16 protein-coding genes, 1 pseudogene and 1 riboswitch are annotated in these 17661 nt (G+C 46.7%); all 17 genes and pseudogenes read left to right on the top strand.

Annotation, left to right across the window (positions count from 1 at the left end; all coding sequences use genetic code 11):
- Window positions 1–2 precede the first annotated feature (2 nt).
- The 17 genes and pseudogenes from CI595_RS02510 (at window position 3) to CI595_RS02430 (ending at window position 17426) form a co-directional block, all read left to right on the top strand.
- A complete protein-coding gene (locus CI595_RS02510) occupies window positions 3–656 on the top strand; it encodes an SGNH/GDSL hydrolase family protein (RefSeq protein ID WP_095171362.1) in 654 nt (217 codons plus the stop codon).
- A 5-nt stretch (window positions 657–661) separates the two neighbouring features.
- Window positions 662–1534, top strand: coding sequence for a methionyl aminopeptidase (locus tag CI595_RS02505; protein ID WP_095171360.1), 873 nt, complete (start codon window positions 662–664; stop codon window positions 1532–1534).
- Complete coding sequence (locus CI595_RS02500) at window positions 1528–2121, top strand: M48 family metallopeptidase (RefSeq protein ID WP_147737687.1); 594 nt, start codon at window positions 1528–1530, stop codon at window positions 2119–2121. Before CI595_RS02505 ends, CI595_RS02500 begins: the two co-directional genes overlap by 7 nt.
- A gap of 113 nt (window positions 2122–2234) precedes the next feature.
- Window positions 2235–3434 (top strand): class I SAM-dependent rRNA methyltransferase, encoded by a 1200-nt coding sequence (locus CI595_RS02495; protein WP_095171358.1) that lies wholly within the window; start codon window positions 2235–2237, stop codon window positions 3432–3434.
- A 191-nt stretch (window positions 3435–3625) separates the two neighbouring features.
- Window positions 3626–3704: riboswitch (ZMP/ZTP riboswitch) on the top strand.
- Window positions 3705–3806: 102 nt separating this feature from the next.
- Entirely contained in the window at window positions 3807–4520 is a 714-nt protein-coding gene (locus tag CI595_RS02490) for an IMP cyclohydrolase (RefSeq protein ID WP_095171357.1), read from the top strand.
- Between the two features lie 27 nt (window positions 4521–4547).
- A complete protein-coding gene (locus tag CI595_RS02485; protein WP_095171354.1) occupies window positions 4548–5726 on the top strand; it encodes a phosphoribosylaminoimidazolecarboxamide formyltransferase in 1179 nt (392 codons plus the stop codon).
- A gap of 261 nt (window positions 5727–5987) precedes the next feature.
- Window positions 5988–7037, top strand: a complete 1050-nt coding sequence (locus CI595_RS02480) for an NAD(P)-dependent alcohol dehydrogenase (RefSeq protein WP_095171351.1) — start codon at window positions 5988–5990, stop codon at window positions 7035–7037.
- A 370-nt stretch (window positions 7038–7407) separates the two neighbouring features.
- On the top strand, window positions 7408–8406 hold the full coding sequence (locus CI595_RS02475) for a LacI family DNA-binding transcriptional regulator (RefSeq protein WP_095171349.1): 999 nt from the start codon (window positions 7408–7410) through the stop codon (window positions 8404–8406).
- Complete coding sequence (locus tag CI595_RS02470; protein WP_095171346.1) at window positions 8403–9248, top strand: carbohydrate ABC transporter permease; 846 nt, start codon at window positions 8403–8405, stop codon at window positions 9246–9248. Before CI595_RS02475 ends, CI595_RS02470 begins: the two co-directional genes overlap by 4 nt.
- Window positions 9249–9278: 30 nt before the next feature.
- On the top strand, window positions 9279–10577 hold the full coding sequence (locus tag CI595_RS02465; protein WP_095171344.1) for an ABC transporter substrate-binding protein: 1299 nt from the start codon (window positions 9279–9281) through the stop codon (window positions 10575–10577).
- A gap of 62 nt (window positions 10578–10639) precedes the next feature.
- On the top strand, window positions 10640–11509 hold the full coding sequence (locus CI595_RS02460; protein WP_095171342.1) for a carbohydrate ABC transporter permease: 870 nt from the start codon (window positions 10640–10642) through the stop codon (window positions 11507–11509).
- A gap of 21 nt (window positions 11510–11530) precedes the next feature.
- Window positions 11531–12898, top strand: coding sequence for a family 4 glycosyl hydrolase (locus tag CI595_RS02455; RefSeq protein ID WP_095171340.1), 1368 nt, complete (start codon window positions 11531–11533; stop codon window positions 12896–12898).
- A 1-nt stretch (window position 12899) separates the two neighbouring features.
- A complete protein-coding gene (locus tag CI595_RS02450) occupies window positions 12900–13799 on the top strand; it encodes a carbohydrate kinase family protein (protein WP_095171337.1) in 900 nt (299 codons plus the stop codon).
- A 66-nt stretch (window positions 13800–13865) separates the two neighbouring features.
- A pseudogene (locus CI595_RS27025) lies at window positions 13866–13970 on the top strand (carbohydrate ABC transporter permease); the annotation flags it as partial.
- Between the two features lie 146 nt (window positions 13971–14116).
- Window positions 14117–15454 carry a sodium-dependent transporter gene (locus CI595_RS02440; RefSeq protein ID WP_095171335.1) on the top strand — a complete coding sequence of 446 codons (1338 nt, stop codon included), beginning with the start codon at window positions 14117–14119 and terminating at the stop codon, window positions 15452–15454.
- A gap of 99 nt (window positions 15455–15553) precedes the next feature.
- On the top strand, window positions 15554–16540 hold the full coding sequence (locus CI595_RS02435) for a diaminopimelate dehydrogenase (protein WP_095171333.1): 987 nt from the start codon (window positions 15554–15556) through the stop codon (window positions 16538–16540).
- 19 nt (window positions 16541–16559) lie between these two features.
- Window positions 16560–17426: a YitT family protein gene (locus CI595_RS02430; RefSeq protein WP_095171331.1), complete on the top strand. Its 867-nt coding sequence runs from the start codon at window positions 16560–16562 to the stop codon at window positions 17424–17426.
- Window positions 17427–17661 lie beyond the last annotated feature (235 nt).

Genomic DNA, 17661 nt, shown 5'->3' with positions numbered 1-17661 from the left:
AGATGAAAAATGTATTATGTTATGGAGATTCTAATACCCATGGGTATGACGGTGTGACCGGAAACCGTTTCCCATGGGGAGTGCGCTGGACCAGTCTGGTGCAGGAGGCCCTGAGGGAGGAAGGGGTACGAATCATCGAGGAAGGCCAGAATGGGAGGACAACGGTTTGGGATGATCCCATTGAAGGCATGAAAAATGGTCTGCAATACCTGATTCCCTGCCTGGAAAGCCATAGTCCCCTGGATGTAGTGGTATTAATGCTTGGGACAAATGATATGAAACAGAGGTTTTCCCTGACTGCCGCCGATGTGGCCGCAGGTGCGGAAAAATTGGTTAAAACCATAAAGATGTATTTTCGTGAAGATCGTGAGCCTATGCCGGAAATTTTGCTGATATCCCCTTTAAAGATCAGAGAAGAAATTATAAGTCACAAATTTTCGCCCATGTTCGGCGGGGAGCGTGCAGTGAGAATATCAAATGAGCTGGCCGGTTATTACAGAGAGGCGGCCAGGCAGCAAGGCTGCGCTTTTTTGGATGCCGCGGCAGTGACACTGCCCTGTGCGGAGGATTCCGTCCATCTGGATCCGGAGGGGCACAGAGCGCTTGCCGGGGCTGTAACAGAGAAACTGAGGGAGATCCTCCGGGAAAGGAAGTAAGGGATTTGAATAATTTAGGAAGAAATGACGCGTGCTGGTGCGGAAGCGGAAAAAAATATAAGAAATGCCATGGACCTTTTGATGATAAGCTGAACCATCTGCAGTCCCAGGGCAGGATCGTACCGAAGCGTGAAATCGTTAAGACGGCAGAACAGATCGCAGGGATCAAAAAAAGCGCTGAGATCAATGTTGCCATATTGGATTATGTTGCGGAACATATCAAAGAGGGGATTTCCACAGCCGAGATTGACCGCTGGGTATATGACATCACCACAAAGGCCAATGCCGTGCCGGCACCCCTTAATTATGAGGGATTTCCAAACAGTGTCTGCACCTCCATCAACAACCAGGTGTGCCACGGCATTCCGTCGGAGGAGATCGTACTTATGGAGGGGGATATCATCAATGTGGATGTATCCACGATCCTGAACGGATATTATTCTGATTCCTCCAGAATGTTCTGTATCGGTGACGTGGGACAGGAGAAAGAGCGTCTCGTGCAGGTTACAAAGGAATGTGTGGAGAAAGGGCTTAAGCAGGTAAGACCCTGGGGATTTCTGGGGGATATGAGTCAGGCAGTCCATGAACATGCAGAGAAAAACGGCTACAGTGTGGTGAAGGAGATCGGAGGCCACGGTATTGGGCTGGAGTTCCATGAAGACCCGTGGGTGGGGTACATTGGCAGGGCCGGCACCGGTATGGTCATGGCGCCGGGGCTGCTGTTTACCATAGAACCCATGGTGAATATGGGGGCCAGTGAGATCTTTATTGATGAGGATGACGGGTGGACGGTTTATACAGAGGATGGACTGCCTTCTGCACAGTGGGAGATCATGGTCCTTGTGACCGAAAACGGCCCGGAGGTCCTGGCATGGTAAAGACAGCCGGAAAACGGGTGAAAATTTATCAATGGACCGAGAACGGACTGGATATCCAGGTGACGAAAAAAGCCATTCGCAATATGTATCTGCGTGTGGGGGCGGATGGAAGTATCCGGGTTTCCGCGCCTCTTAAAATGCCGGAGTGCGATATCAGAAGACTTATCCGGGAGAGAATGGATTGGATAGAGGAACATCGGAAGAAGAAGGGCCAAAACCTGCCCCCCTGGGAAATATACGAAGGCCGGGAGCGGGAGGCAAAAAAACAGGAATGCAGAATGCGTCTTGAAAAAATACTGCCCCGGGTCATACAGGAGTGCGAACAGAAAGTGGGAGTCCACGCAGAGGAGTGGCGTCTGAGGGATATGAAAACCAGATGGGGAACCTGCAATGTGGAAAAAAAGAGGATCTGGCTCAATGTCTGGCTGGCGGAATATCCGGAAGAGTGTCTGGAATATGTGGTCACTCACGAACTGGTGCATCTTCTGGAGCGGGGGCACAACGGGATTTTTTATGGATATATGGATGTGTTCTATCCTCGGTGGAAAGATGTGAAAACCCGCTTAAACAGCGGGGTGCAACCGTAAGTTTACATGGAATTATTCAAAAGCAGCAGAAAATTGGCACGGTAGGCGGTCTCCTATGCGGAATCGCTTATATTGTGCTGGGACAGAAAAAATAGAAAAATGGAGGAAGACACATGAGTCTGGCAATTGCGACACTGAAGAAGGGGGAAGGACGTTCCCTGAAAGCGGGAGGTCCGTGGATATACGATAATGAGGTGGCCAGTATCCTGGGAAGTTTTGAGAATGGGGATATGGTGATGGTACACGATTTTGACGGTTATCCCCTGGGAAGAGGGTTTATCAACACCAACTCCAAGATCAGGATCCGCATGATGACACGAAGATCAGAGCAGGAGATAGATGAGGGATTTCTGCGAAAACGGGTGAGGGATGCCTGGGAGTACAGGAAAAAGACAGTGGATACCGGCAGCTGCCGTGTGATCTTCGGTGAGGCGGATTTTCTGCCCGGACTTGTTGTGGATAAATTTTCTGATATTTTGGTGGTGCAGTCCCTGGCGCTGGGGATTGACAGGCTGAAAGGGAAAATCCTGGAGCTTTTGAAGGAGGAGATGGCGCAGGACGGCGTAGTCATCCGCGGCGTTTACGAGCGCAGTGACGCCAAAGTGAGAAGGCAGGAAGGGATGGAGCTTGTCAAAGGGTTTATGGGGGAACCTTTTGATACCAAAGTGGAGATTTGTGAGAATGGAGTAAAATATCTGGTTGATGTGGAGGATGGTCAGAAGACCGGTTTTTTCCTGGATCAGAAGTATAACAGGCTGGCGATTCAGAGATTATGCAAAGGAGCAAAGGTGCTGGATTGTTTTACACACACAGGGTCATTTGCTTTGAATGCAGGGATCGCAGGCGCAAAGAGTGTGTTGGGAGTGGATGCTTCCGAACTGGCAGTGGAGCAGGCCAGGGAAAATGCCGCGCTGAACGGGCTGTCAGAGACAGTGAAATTTGTGTGTGAGGATGTGTTTGAGCTGCTTCCAAGGCTGGAGGAAGAGGGGGAGAAGTTCGATGTGGTGATACTGGACCCGCCGGCGTTTACCAAGTCCCGGAATTCTGTTAAGAATGCGGTGAAAGGGTATCGGGAGATCAATCTGCGGGCTATGAAGCTGGTGAAGGACGGGGGATTTTTGGCGACTTGTTCCTGTTCGCATTTTATGTCTTATGAGATGTTTACACAGACCATCGGGCAGGCGGCAAGGAATGTGCATAAGAGGCTGCGGCAGGTGGAGTATCGGACGCAGGCAGCGGATCATCCTATACTTTGGGCGGCAGAGGAGTCTTATTATCTGAAGTTTTATATTTTTCAGGTGTGTGAAGGGTAGGAGGGAAAAAGAAAACGGACGGCAAGGGAAGCAAAGGGCCGGGGGCTGGAAGAGATATCCAGTCTTCTGCATCCCTTGCCGGTATTGGCCGGTTTTTGAAGGGAGGGTGGTGATTTAGAATGCGTATGGGGATTTTTTGATAAAAATTGTCAAAAAGCGTTGACAAGGGGAAGATTACGTGATAATGTTTAAATTGCTTATATGACTGACGGAAGTGGAATAAACCACAGGGAGTATAAGCGTAGGAAGCCGACCGTCTGGGCAAGTATGTTCAGAGTGTGGGCTTTTTTTGTTGTTATGTTTTATTAGGGTAAAGTTGCCGATGGATTGGCAGCAGATGATTATGGTCAAAATGAGAAGGAGAAGGAATTCATGAAAATGTTATCACTTGAGAATGAATTGAGAGAAAATGCATACCCTGGAAGGGGAATTGTTATTGGTAAGTCTGAGGATGGTACAAAGGCAGTTACAGCATATTTTATCATGGGCAGAAGTGAGAACAGCAGGAACCGTGTGTTCGTGGAAGAGGGAGAGGGGATCCGCACCCAGGCATTTGACCCGTCTAAGCTGACTGATCCCAGCTTGATCATATATGCACCGGTACGTGTGATTGGCAATAAGACAATTGTAACGAACGGTGACCAGACCGATACGGTCTATGAAGGTATGGAGAAGGGGATCTCTTTTGAGCAGTCCTTAAGAACTCGTGAGTTTGAGCCGGACGGCCCTAACTATACACCGAGAATCTCCGGTATTATGCAGGTGGAGAATGGAGCATACCATTATGCCATGTCTATTTTGAAGAGCAGCAACGGAAGTCCTGAGGGATGTAACCGTTATACATTCACTTATGAAAATCCGGCAGCCGGGGAAGGACATTTTATCCACACTTATATGCATGACGGCAATCCGCTGCCAAGCTTTGAGGGAGAACCGAAGCTGGTGGGAATCCCAAATGATATTGAGGGGTTTACAAAGAATGTTTGGGAGAGCCTGAATGAGGACAATAAAGTGTCTCTGTTTGTGCGGTTTATTGATATTGAAACCGGGAAGTATGAGACAAGGATCATAAATAAAAACAAATAAGTAAGAAGCATAGAGGAGAACAGGAATATGAAAGAATTAGCGTTAAAGTACGGATGTAATCCGAACCAGAAACCTTCCAGAATTTATGTTGCTGACGGCAGCGAGCTTCCTATTGAAGTTCTCAGCGGCAAGCCGGGATATATTAATTTCCTGGATGCTTTTAATGGCTGGCAGTTGGTGAAAGAACTGAAAAAGGCTACCGGACTTCCGGCTGCAACTTCTTTTAAACATGTATCACCGGCAGGCGCGGCAGTTGGGATTCCCATGTCAGATGTGCTGAAAAAGATTTACTGGGTGGATGATATGGGTGAATTATCACCGCTGGCATGTGCTTATGCAAGAGCAAGGGGCGCTGACAGAATGTCCTCTTTTGGTGACTTTATTTCCCTGTCTGATGTGTGCGATAAAGACACAGCTATGCTGATCAAGAGAGAAGTTTCCGACGGTGTGATCGCTCCGGGATATACAGAGGAAGCACTGGAAATACTGAAACAGAAGAAAAACGGCAATTATAATGTGATCCAGATCGACCCGGATTATCAGCCGGCTCCGCTGGAACATAAAGAAGTGTTCGGCATCACATTTGAGCAGGGAAGACAGGAACTTCCTATTGACGATGCGCTGCTTTCCAATATTGTGACAGAGAATAAAGAAATTCCGGCAAACGCGCTGATGGATCTGAAGATATCTCTGATCACACTGAAATATACACAGTCTAATTCCGTCTGTTTCGTAAAAGACGGACAGGCGATCGGTATCGGCGCAGGCCAGCAGTCACGTGTACACTGTACCCGTCTGGCAGGCCAGAAGGCTGATAACTGGTGGCTGAGACAGTGCCCGAAGGTGCTGGATTTGCCATTTATCGACGGTATCCGCCGTGCTGACAGAGATAATGCTATTGATGTTTACATCGGTGAGGAATACATGGATGTTCTGGCTGATGGGGCCTGGGAAAAGATCTTCAAACAGAAACCGGAAGTATTTACACGTGAGGAAAAACGTGCATGGCTTGACAAACTGACGGATGTCACATTAGGCTCTGATGCATTCTTCCCGTTCTCAGACAATATCGAGCGCGCGAACAAGAGCGGCGTTAAATATATCGCAGAGCCGGGCGGCTCCGTACGCGATGATGCAGTGATCGAGTGCTGCAATAAATACAATATGGCGATGGCATTTACAGGCATCCGTCTGTTCCATCACTAAATAATTTCGCCTCCGCTTTGGGCAGAGATAGGACCGGGTTTCCGGTTTTATCCCTGCCTTTTTTTATTTTTATCGGGGTGGTTTTGTGGGCATTTGGCGGCGGAATGACTGTGATTATGCAAGTGTTCATGACAGTGCTGTGATATGGAAAAAATCAAAGAAATTTGAAGGAAAAAGACATGAATTTCACTTGTAGTCTATACGGTTCTGGCTTATAATGAAGTCACATAATGCACAATCACAAGAGGAGGAAAACAAGAGATGGAAGGCATGATGAAAGTAGCAATAATGACGGATATCCAGAAGATGGATTTTGAAGAAAGACCCATCCCGCAGCCAAAGGACGACGAAGTTTTGGTAAAGCTGGATTATGTGGGGATCTGCGGTTCGGACCTGCACTATTATGAGACAGGGGCTATCGGAGATTATGTGGTAAAACCACCGTTCGTACTGGGCCATGAGCCGGGCGGCGTTGTAGTGGAAGTGGGCAGAGAGGTAAAGCATCTGCAGGTTGGTGACCGTGTGGCTTTGGAGCCGGGAAAGACCTGCGGACAGTGCGAATTTTGTAAAGAGGGCAAGTATAATCTCTGCCCGGATGTAGTATTCTTCGCAACTCCGCCGGTTGACGGTGTGTTCCAGGAATACGTGGCACATGAGGCAAATCTCTGCTTCAAGCTTCCGGACAATGTTAGCACTCTGGAGGGCGCACTGATCGAGCCTCTGGCAGTTGGATTCCACGCTGCGATCCAGGGAGATGCCCATCTGGGGCAGAAGGCAGTAGTCATGGGTGCAGGCTGCATTGGCCTTGTTTCCATGATGGCATTGAAGGCCAGAGGTGTCAGCGAAGTTTACGTTGTGGACGTGATGGACAAACGACTGGAAAAGGCTATGGAGCTGGGAGCTACAGGCGTTATCAATGGCATGAAAGAGGATGTTGTAGAGAAAGTAAAAGAACTGACCGGCGGCAGGGGAACGGATCTGGTGATTGAGACTGCAGGCGCGGAAGTGACATCCAGACAGGCAATTCTTATGGCCAGAAAAGGCTCCACCATTGTATTTGTGGGATACAGCAGGACAGGGGAAGTAACACTGCCTATGAGCATTGCCCTTGACAAGGAGCTGACCTTTAAGACCGTGTTCCGCTATCGCCATATTTATCCTATGGCGATTCAGGCTGTTGCGGACGGCAAGATCAATCTGAAGGGAATCGTGACGGATGAATTTCCGCTTTCCCAGGCGGATAAGGCTATGGAGTTCTCTATGAAGAATAAGGCGGATATTGTTAAGGCTGTTATTAAGATCCATGAGTAAGCTCTTGGCTGCAGCTTTACTGCCTTTGGATGGTAGGGAATGCCGTACTCATATATTTTATAAGCAAAGATAGAATGATAAAAAAGATAATCGTATGCCTCACATAGAGGTGTTCGGTTGTCTTTTTTGCATTTAAGAGGTAAATGGTAATATATGGATTTTTAAGCGGGTGCACTATAACAAAGGTATCATTGTCTGCAGTTATAGATACTTTTATGAGAAAGGCAGGAAAACAATGAAACAAATGTGAAACACATGAAACTGCGTTGACTTTTTTTGATGTGAGATTTATTGTTAAATTGACCAGAAAAAAGCTGATAAGAACAAATAATAGTTTAAATTGACTAAAAAATGGGAGAGGACTGATAGGATGGCAGCAACAATACGAGATGTTGCGAAAAAAGCACAGGTTTCTCCGGCAACTGTTTCACGGTATTTTTCAGGGAGCAATGTTGTGGGAAACGAACTTGCTAAAAAAATTGAGGAAGCGGCATGTCAGCTTCATTATACTCCGAATACCAGAAAGAGAAGTGAACAGGGAGTGATCATTGTTCTGGTTCCGCATTTGCGTCTGGGGTATTTCAGTGAGGTGCTGCGGGAAATTATAGAGCAGATGCCAAAATATAAGTATAAGCTGGTGATTCTTCCCACGGTTGTGGGTGATGACGGTTACAAGTTATTTTTTAAAGAGCTGTATGTAAGGGGCGTTATTTATCTGGATGAGGATATAGACAGGGATATGCTCAGGTACATACAGGCAAAAAATATTAAGGTGGTCATGCTGGGCGGTGCCTCCTTTGACAGCAGATGCGAGATGGTGCATATCAATGATATGTCGGCTGCCTATGAAGGTATGAAATACCTGCTTGATCTGAATCATAAGGAAATCCTTATATTGTCAGATTATTCCCACAGCCTCAGTTCCGGCTTTCAACGACTTATGGGATGTCAGCAGGCTTTGGCCGAATATGGAATACAGCTGGATAAAGAGGAGATGACGGAATTTGGCTATCTGACATATGATAATGGCTATCGTTTGACTGAAAATGCCATAAGGAAGGGAAAGAAATTTACAGCTATCTTTGCTTTCAGTGATGAGACTGCCATGGGGGCAATCTCAGCGCTGCATGAGCATGGATACCGCGTACCGGATGACATATCTGTGCTGGGATTTGACGGTATCAGTGTGTCAGGCAGAATGATCCCTAAACTTTCGACGCTGTATCAGCCAATTGACAAAATGGTGGAGTGGACACTGAACACATTCTGCAATATGAACGAAAAAGAGCAGAATCAGAACATGGAGTATACCTTACCGTACCGGCTGCTGAAGAGGGGCACATGCAAGAAAAGGGAGGAAGATGAATGACAGGTAAAAAAGTATCAGGAAAACAGTTATTATGGAGAATCATACGATTTTTATTTCTGGGATTCTTGGTTTTGATTTCATTGGGCCCTCTGCTTTGGATCGTGATATCATCATTCAAAACAAACAAGGAAATTTTGTCATCCGCGTTTTCTCTGCCGGAAAATTGGGGGTTGGGTGGATACCGAGCGGCTCTGGAGCTGGCGCCCATCTTTAAGTTTTACGGGAACAGTGTCCTGATTTCAGTGAGCAGTACGCTGCTGAATGTGTTCATTATTTCTATGGCGGCGTATGTTCTGGCCAGATACCGGTTTAAAGGAAACACATGGATTACGCTGCTGCTCTCGTCATCATTGCTCATACCTACTTCTGCGCTGCTTATGCCCATATATAAAATCATGATGGGAATTGGATTATATGATACGAGGAGCGGGCTGATACTGGTTTATGCGGCTTTGGGGCTTCCCACATCCCTGTTTGTTTTTAAAAGTTATTTCCAAAGTATCCCCAAAGAGCTGGAAGAAGCTGCGTATATTGACGGGGCGGGGTTTTACAGGACATTTTTTACTATTATCCTTCCTCTGGCAAAATCAGGACTTGCAACCGGTGCTATCTTACAATTCCTCACATCCTGGAATGAATTTATGTTTGGTCTGATATTAACTAAAAGTACAAAGGTTAGGACTTTACCGTTGGCCCTTAATTATTTTACGTCACAGTTTTCGTTTAATTATACTGCAATGTTTGCAGCACTTACTATGGTTATCCTTCCCAGCATTGTGATCTATATTATACTGCAGGAACAGGTTACAGCCAGTATGGTGGCAGGCTCGATCAAAGGTTAATATAAAATTTATTATAAGGAGGAACAAGTTATGATGATGAAGAAAGCAATGGCACTATCAGTGGCAGCAGTGACGGCAGTAACCCTAATGGCAGGGTGCGGCTCAAACGGAGACAGTGGGAAAGAGGCACCTGCAAAAGCGGAAAAAAGTGCGGAGGGAGTGACAGAGATCAGTTTTCCCACATCCTGGGTGGGAGTCAGTGTAAATACCGAGTGGTTTAACAACAGGCTGGAGGCGTTCAACAAAGAATATGGTGATAAGATCAAGGTAAATGTGGAGGAGATCGCAGGTGACCAGGCGTATGTGGATAAGATGAAGGTGCTGTATTCTTCCAATGCGCTGCCGGATGCATTGGCCACGGGTGGATATAACCTGATTGATTCCATGAAAGATCAGCTTGTGGACCTGACACCCTATGTGGATGAAGAATGGAAGAAACAGGCTTCTGAGGTCTGCTGGGACGTGAATTCCAGAGACGGCAAGATATACGGGATTCCCTACACCAGGCAGGTTATCGGATATTTCTATAACAAAGATTTGTTTAAAGAGGCGGGAATTGAGAAACCTGCTGAAACCTGGGATGAGTTTTTTGAACAATGTGATAAACTGCAGGCAGCGGGGATTACCCCATTGTCCATGGACACAGCGGATTCCGGCTGGGTGACATCACTAATGCTGGGAGCGATCATCGGACAGACAGATGAGGGAGAAAAGTTTATGAATACAAATCTTCCTACAGATTACAATACCCCCGAATTCATAGATGCCGCGGGAAAGATCCAGACCATGTTCCAGAAATATACCACACCGGATGCTGTGGGCGGAAAATATGAGAATGCCGCCAGTAATTTTTTCATGGGGGAGACCGCAATAATTGCAAACGGGCCATGGATGATAAGTGATTTCTATGATACATCCCTGGTGGAAGAAGGATTTGCTGATAAAGTGGGAACCGCTTTGTATCCAGGCGGAGTCATGTATAACAGCGGAAAAATTGGTTTTAATGTGGCGTCAAAAGATGAAAAAACCTTGGATGCAACCCTGGAATTTGTGAAATTTTTGACCAGCGATGAGAGTCAGAGGCTGATGCTGGAGATGACAGGGGATACCCCTGCTTCGGAAAATATAAAGTCCGACAACGTAAAACCTCTTGTCAATGAGGTGTTGGAAAATGGAAATAAAGCGGAACGCTGTATCAATGATTTCCAGAGCTTATGGTATGCCAATGTAGTGGATGAGATCAGTATCCAGTATCCGCTTCTGGCACAGGGGCAGATTACGCCCGAGCAGTTTGCACAGGCATTGACAGATGCAGCAGGGAAAAATTAGTACATGACAGAATACGGCATATCGTCTCAGGCGGTATGCCGCCCTATAGGGAGGGACAACTGATGAAGGTGAATAAATGGAAGCTGGCGAGTTTCCTTCTTCCGTGTATACTGTTGTTTGGATTGATTTATCTGGTTCCCATGGGCATGGTGTTTGGAAGCTCGTTCTTTGAGTGGAAAGCAGGAGGCATTTTTGAATTTATCGGGTTTCAGAACTATATTGATGCGATTCATGACGTAAGAATGGGCACTGCACTGAAAAATACAGGTATCTGGGTCTTGCTGCAGTCTGTGGTCCATGTGGGCTTGGGAACGGTCATTGCGTTTATGTTATCCAGACAGAGAAGAGGATGGAAGATACTCAGAACTATTTATATGATACCCAATGTGGTCTCGGCTGCTGCACTTGGTGTTATATTTTTAAACGTGTTTAATGCTAAATATGGAATCATCAATTCGTTTCTCACAAAAGTAACGGGCAGTCCATTTACAAAAAACTGGTTTTTTGAACCTAATTCGGCATTTATCACGGTTACCTGGAGCTGGATTTTATATACGGGGCTTGTTATTATCCTGGTTCTGGCCGGAATCCTGTCTATCCCTGAGGATGTGGTTGAGGCGGCCAGAATAGACGGGGCCTCTGAGATGGCTGTGAATATTAGGATACGCCTGCCGCTGATCCGGACGATCATCGGGACCAGCGTAATTCTGGCAGCCACCAGTATGCTGAGGGAGTTTGAACTGATCTATCTTACAACAAATGGAGGACCCGGGGATGTGACGCTGAACCTGCCGCTTTATTTATATAAAACATCCATGACAGACAACAATTATGGTTATGCCAACATGATGGGTGTTATTCTGATCCTATCGGGAATCGTGGTGGTCTATCTCATCAACCGTTTATTCCGCATGAACGAAGCGGATTATTAAAAAGAGGAAAGAGGACGATACATGAAGATAACAGTAATAGGCGGCGGAGGTGTCCGCTCAATGTTTTTAGCAAAAAGCCTGGCACAGAGCGCCGGGAAATTGGGATTTACACAAGTTTTATTCATGGATAATGATGCAGAAAAGCTGAACATCTATGGAAAGATGGCAGAACAGGTATCCAGGCGTATCCGTCCGGAACTTGATTTTAAACTGACGACAGACCCGGTGGAAGCAGTCACGGATGCGGATTATATTATCACAACAATCCGGGTGGGCGGAGATGATATGCGCATTCGGGATGAAAGGATCGCTCTTGATCTGGGGGTTCTGGGACAGGAGACCACAGGGGCTGCCGGATTTTCCTTTGCTATGCGTTCTGTGCCTGCGCTGCGTACCTATTGTGAATTGGCAAGAAAATATGCGGCCCCCAATGTAAAGATTTTCAATTTTACTAATCCGGCGGGAGTAGTATCCCAGACATTGCGGGATTTGGGATATGATTTTACCTATGGCATCTGCGACGCGCCCAGCAGCCTGCTCCATGCGTTTGCCAAATTAAACCATGTAAACCAGGATGAGGTTACCGGTGACTGCTATGGACTGAACCATTTGTCTTTTTTCAGTAATGTAAAGCTTGGAGGGCAGGATATTATGCCCAGACTGCTGGAGGAGGATGAGGTATACAAAAAAACCGATATGCGTTTTTTTGAAAAAGGCCTTGCAAAGCACCTGGGATGCATATTAAATGAATATTTGTATTACTTCTATTATAGGGAAATGGCGCTTGAAAATATCCGGAAAGCGGGCGTTACGAGAGGCGAGGTCATCAGGGATGTGAACCGGGGCATGACAAAGGAACTTTCTCATATGGATATAGAACATGATTTTGACAATTGTCTCCGTGTTTTTGAAAAATGGTATGGCATGCGTGAAAATGCATATATGGCCAATGAGACGGGAATAAACACAGGAAAACCTCCTTTTTCCTTTGATATTAACGAAAAAGACAGCGGAGGGTATGCCGGGGTTGCATTAAAATACATGTATTCTGAGTTAAGCGGTCAGGAGAGCGAGATGATTCTCTGTGTCCCGAATCAGGGGGCAATTCCGGGATTGAGAGATACGGATGTGGTGGAGATCACATGTACCATCAGAGACGGAAAATATATCCCGCACAAGATTGAAAACCCCGGAGAACTTCAGATGGAATTGATCAGAAGGGTTAAAAGTTATGAGCGCTATGCATCCCAGGCATTGAGGACAAACAGCCGATCAAAAGCAGTTGACTGCCTGATGCTCCACCCACTGGTGAATTCCTACTCCCTTGCACAGAAACTGGTTTCACAATATATGGAATCAAATAAAAACTATACAGAGGAGTGGACATAGGATGGATTTTGTTGGAGGAGCAGGGTTTACAAACATTGATTTACTTTATCTGGGGCTGAATCGGATGCCCGTGGCCGGTGAAGAGATTTATTCCAAAAGTTTTGATATGCAGCTGGGTGGCGGCGTTCCGGCTACCATGATCAATCTCCAGCGCCTGGGTATTCCATCCAGGGTTGTTACATTCATCGGAGAGGACTGTTTTTCGGATTTTGTAAGAAAGGAGCTGCAGTCGTACCATGTGGAGCTGGTGAACCTCTATAAAGGAAGCAAAATGCCCGTGGTACTTTCCTCCACAATGGTTTGGGAACATGACAGGAGTTTTGTTTCATACAGGGACGAGGTAGAGATCACTGCCGGAGTTCTTGAACAGGTATATGAAAGTTTAAGTGGGGCAAAAGTGGTGGATATGCATGAAGGTTTTTTAGAGGTTTATCAGAAACTACATCAGGAAGGGACTTTGCAGGTGTTTGATACAGGGTGGAGCGATGACCTGTCCATTGATAAATACAGAGAATATTTGCAGATTGCCGATTACTATGTTCCTAATCAGAAAGAAGCATTGAAGATCACAGGTGAGAACACAATAGAAGGAGCAGCAGAAAGGCTGTCGGAATTTTTCAAGGATGTGATCATTAAACTGGACCGGGATGGATGTCTTCTGAAAAATAAAGACGGCATTTCTGTCATTCCTTCTATGAAAAATGTGGAGGCTGTAGACGCCACTGGGGCCGGGGATGCATTTTTAAGTGGTTTTATTTATGGATTATTTCATGATTATCCCGTGGAGCAGTGTATCCGTTTTGGAAATGTGACAGGAGGTACATGTGTACAGGGAGTGGGATGCCTGACAAAATATGTATATGAAGATCAGTTGCTGCAGTTCGCCAGCCAAATCCAATAGGTGTTCAGGGAATATCTGACTGTGCATAGGTATGCCGCCGGTTCGGTACCGTTTATGGTATGGAGCCGGATGGCAATCGCGGTGAGTGGAATCCTTCCGGTGTTATGTATTTATCCGTTCTTCCAGAAATACTTTGTGAAAGGGATTGTTGTGGGGGGCGTGAAAGGTTAAACGGCGAGTGGCTGTTTCGGGCCGCTGCACTTGGGAAACTTAAGTGCAGCGGCTTTTTGTGACACGCTCCGGGAATCTATGGACAGTCCCATGGTTGTGTGTTATCCTTTGAAAGGACTATATTACATAAAAGGATGGGACAAAATATGAAAAAGAATCCGGCGGGAGCATCCCAAACCAGGGATGCTTTCCGCTCAAAATTTGGTTTTATTGTGGCGTGCGTAGGATCGGCTGTGGGGATGGGAAATATCTGGATGTTTCCTTACCGGACCGGGCAGTACGGCGGTGCTGCTTTTCTGATCCCCTATTTTATCTTTGTGGCGATCCTGGGATTCTCCGGGGTGGTGGGGGAAATGGCCTTTGGGCGTGCCATGAAGACCGGACCTTCGGGAGCGTTCGGCAGTGTGATGGAGATGCGGGGGCTGAAGGGCGGCAGACTGATCGGCATGATACCGGTTCTTGGCTCCCTGGCTATTGGCATAGGCTACTCTGTTGTAGTGGGCTGGTTTCTGCGGTTCTTGTGGGGGTCCCTGTCGGGAACGATGTTCCGCGCCCCGGATGTCTCCGCTTATTTTGGAGAGATAGCAGGTGGATTTGGGAGCGTGGGATGGCATATGGCAGGTCTGGCTGTGACCTTTCTTATTATGGCGTTTGGGGTTTCCAAAGGGATCGAGAAGATGAATAAGGTTATGATGCCCCTGTTTTTTGTTTTCTTTTTGTTTCTCATGGTGCGTGTGCTGACGCTGGGAAATGTGGGAGAGGGCTATAAATATCTCTTTGTGCCAAAATGGGAATATCTCGCGCAGCCCAAAACCTGGGTGTTTGCCCTTGGGCAGGCATTCTTTTCCCTGTCTCTGGCAGGGTCGGGCACGTTGGTGTACGGCAGTTACCTGTCAAAGGATGTGGATGTGGTGGAGAGTGCCAGAAATGTGGCGTTTTTTGATACCTGCGCCGCTATCCTTGCAGGTCTGGTTGTAATTCCGGCTGTCTTTGCCTTTGGGCTGGATGTGACCGCGGGACCTCCGCTGATGTTCATTACACTTCCTGAGGTGTTCCGGCAGATGCCATTTGGACAGTTGTTCGCAGTGGTATTTTTTGTGGCTGTACTGTTTGCTGCGGTGACTTCCCTGATGAACTTGTTTGAGACACCCATTGAGGCGCTTCAGGAACAGTTTGGATTGTCCAGGAAGATGGCGGTCATTTTGGTGGCCTTTGCGGCGGCAGCAGTGGGGATCTTTATCGAGAGTGCTGATATGGTCAGCATGTGGATGGATGTGGTTTCCATTTATATTATCCCTCTCGGCGCGCTCCTGGCCGCAGTGATGTTTTTCTGGGCAGCGCCAAAAGGGTTTGCCAGAGAACAGGTACAGATGGGACGGACAAAAGCCCTTGGAAAATGGTTCGAGCCTGCGACAAAATATCTCTTTGTGGGAATGACTTTTGTTGTATATATTTTAGGGATTTTTTACGGCGGCATCGGCTGATTTATGAATTTTGCAGGTTGAAGTGAAAAAGGGAATTTGTTATACTTAGTGGGATGAAAAGGGAAACACTATAGAAAAAATTAACAGGAGAGGTAAAGGATGAGTATAAGAATCGGAATTTTAGGCTATGGTAATCTGGGACGCGGAGTGGAATGTGCTGTGAAACAGAACCCGGATATGGAGCTTGCTGCTGTTTTTACACGCCGTGATCCTGCAGATGTCCATATCATGACAGAGACTGCAAAAGTATATCATGTGGATGAAGCTGTGAAGATGAAGGACGAAATTGACGTTCTGATCCTGTGCGGTGGAAGCGCAACAGACTTACCGAAGCAGACACCTGAGTTTGCACAGTATTTCAACGTGGTGGACAGCTTTGATACTCATGCAAAAATTCCTGAGCATTTTGCAGATGTAGATGCAGCGGCAAAGAAAAGCGGGAAGATCGGTCTGATCTCAGTGGGCTGGGATCCGGGAATGTTTTCTTTGAACCGCCTGTATGCCAATGCCATTCTGCCGGAAGGAACAGACTACACGTTCTGGGGAAAAGGCGTAAGCCAGGGACATTCAGATGCAGTCAGAAGGATTGACGGAGTTGTGGATGCAAGACAGTATACCATTCCTGTGGAAAAAGCGCTTTCAGCAGTCAGAAACGGCGAGAATCCGGAACTGACAACCGGAGAAAAGCATACACGTGAAGTGTTTGTAGTGGCAGAAGATGGCGCGGATAAAGAGAAGATTGAAAAAGAGATCAAGACAATGCCAAATTATTTTGATGAGTATGAGACAACTGTGCATTTCATCAGTGAGGAGCAGATGAAGGCTGAGCACGCGGGACTTCCTCACGGAGGATTTGTTATCCGTACAGGAAAGACGGGATGGGAGCAAGAGCACAGTCACGTGATCGAGTACAGTCTGAAACTGGATTCAAACCCGGAATTCACTTCCTCTGTCATTGTAGCTTACGCAAGGGCAGCATACCGTCTGAACCGGGAGGGACAGAGCGGCTGCAGAACCGTCTTTGATATTGCACCGGCTTATTTAACTGTAAAATCTCCGGAGGAACTTCGGAAACACATGCTGTAAGGTCAGCAGATGAGGAAAAATGAAAGCGAATATTGATTATAGGACAGAGGCAAAACGAGTTGTCTTTGGGCTTGCAGGTGCCATTATCATGGCAGTTAATATTAAGACCTTTGTAAGAGCCGGTGGATTGTATCCCGGCGGGTTTAATGGAGTGACGCTGCTGATCCAGACTATCTTTGAACGGTTTTTGGGCATTGCGCTGCCGTTTACGGTAATCAACCTGCTGTTGAATGCAATCCCTACGATCGTTTGTTTTAAAGCCATAGGCAAGAAGTTCACAGTCAGCTCCGCCATGATCATTGTGCTGACCAGTGTTCTTACCGATATTATTCCGTATCAGCCGATCACCCAGGATATTCTGCTGATCTCCGTGTTCGGCGGACTGTTGAACGGTTTTGCTGTGAGTCTTTGCCTCATGGGTGGGACAAGCGGCGGAGGTACGGATTTTATCGCTATTTATTTTGCTGAGAAAAAGAATAAGGATGTCTGGAATTTTATTCTGCTTGGCAACGGATGTGTGCTGGTGATCGCGGGTATTCTGTTCGGATGGGATAAAGCACTTTATTCTATTATTTTCCAGTTTACGTCCACACAGATCATCCATATGCTGCATACGGCGTATAAGAAGGAGACACTGTTTATTGTTACGGATTGTCCGGATGCCGTGTACCAGGAGATCTATGAGGTGACGAATCACAGTGCAACGGAGTTTGCGGCTACCGGCTGTTATTCTAATGAAGGGCGGAAAATGCTGTATTCTGTTGTTTCCAGTGCAGAGGCAAAAGTGTTGGTCTCACGAGTTCGGAAAGCGGATCCGAAGGCATTTATCAATGTGATCAAGACGGATTTTTTGGAAGGGCATTTTTATCAGAAGACAGATTATTAGGTGGAAGAGGACTGCTGCGGGAACGTGGCGGTCCTTTTTTCTGCAAGGTTCTGCCGGACACGGGACAGGCAGGTCGGCGGTTGGGTCCGGCTGCTGTTTTTCCTTGCACTGGCGGGAGGAGGGGCTTTGCTGTTGAAAAAAGGAAGAATTGTATGGGGATTTGTGGTATTATGAAATGATTAAGAGAGTTCGGATGTAGAGATCATAGTAATAGATTAAGAGAGTTCGGATGTAG

This window comes from Blautia hominis (genome assembly GCA_002270465.1).
GTDB classification, from domain to species: domain Bacteria; phylum Bacillota; class Clostridia; order Lachnospirales; family Lachnospiraceae; genus Blautia; species Blautia hominis.
This window is presented reverse-complemented; position numbering and strand designations above follow the sequence as displayed.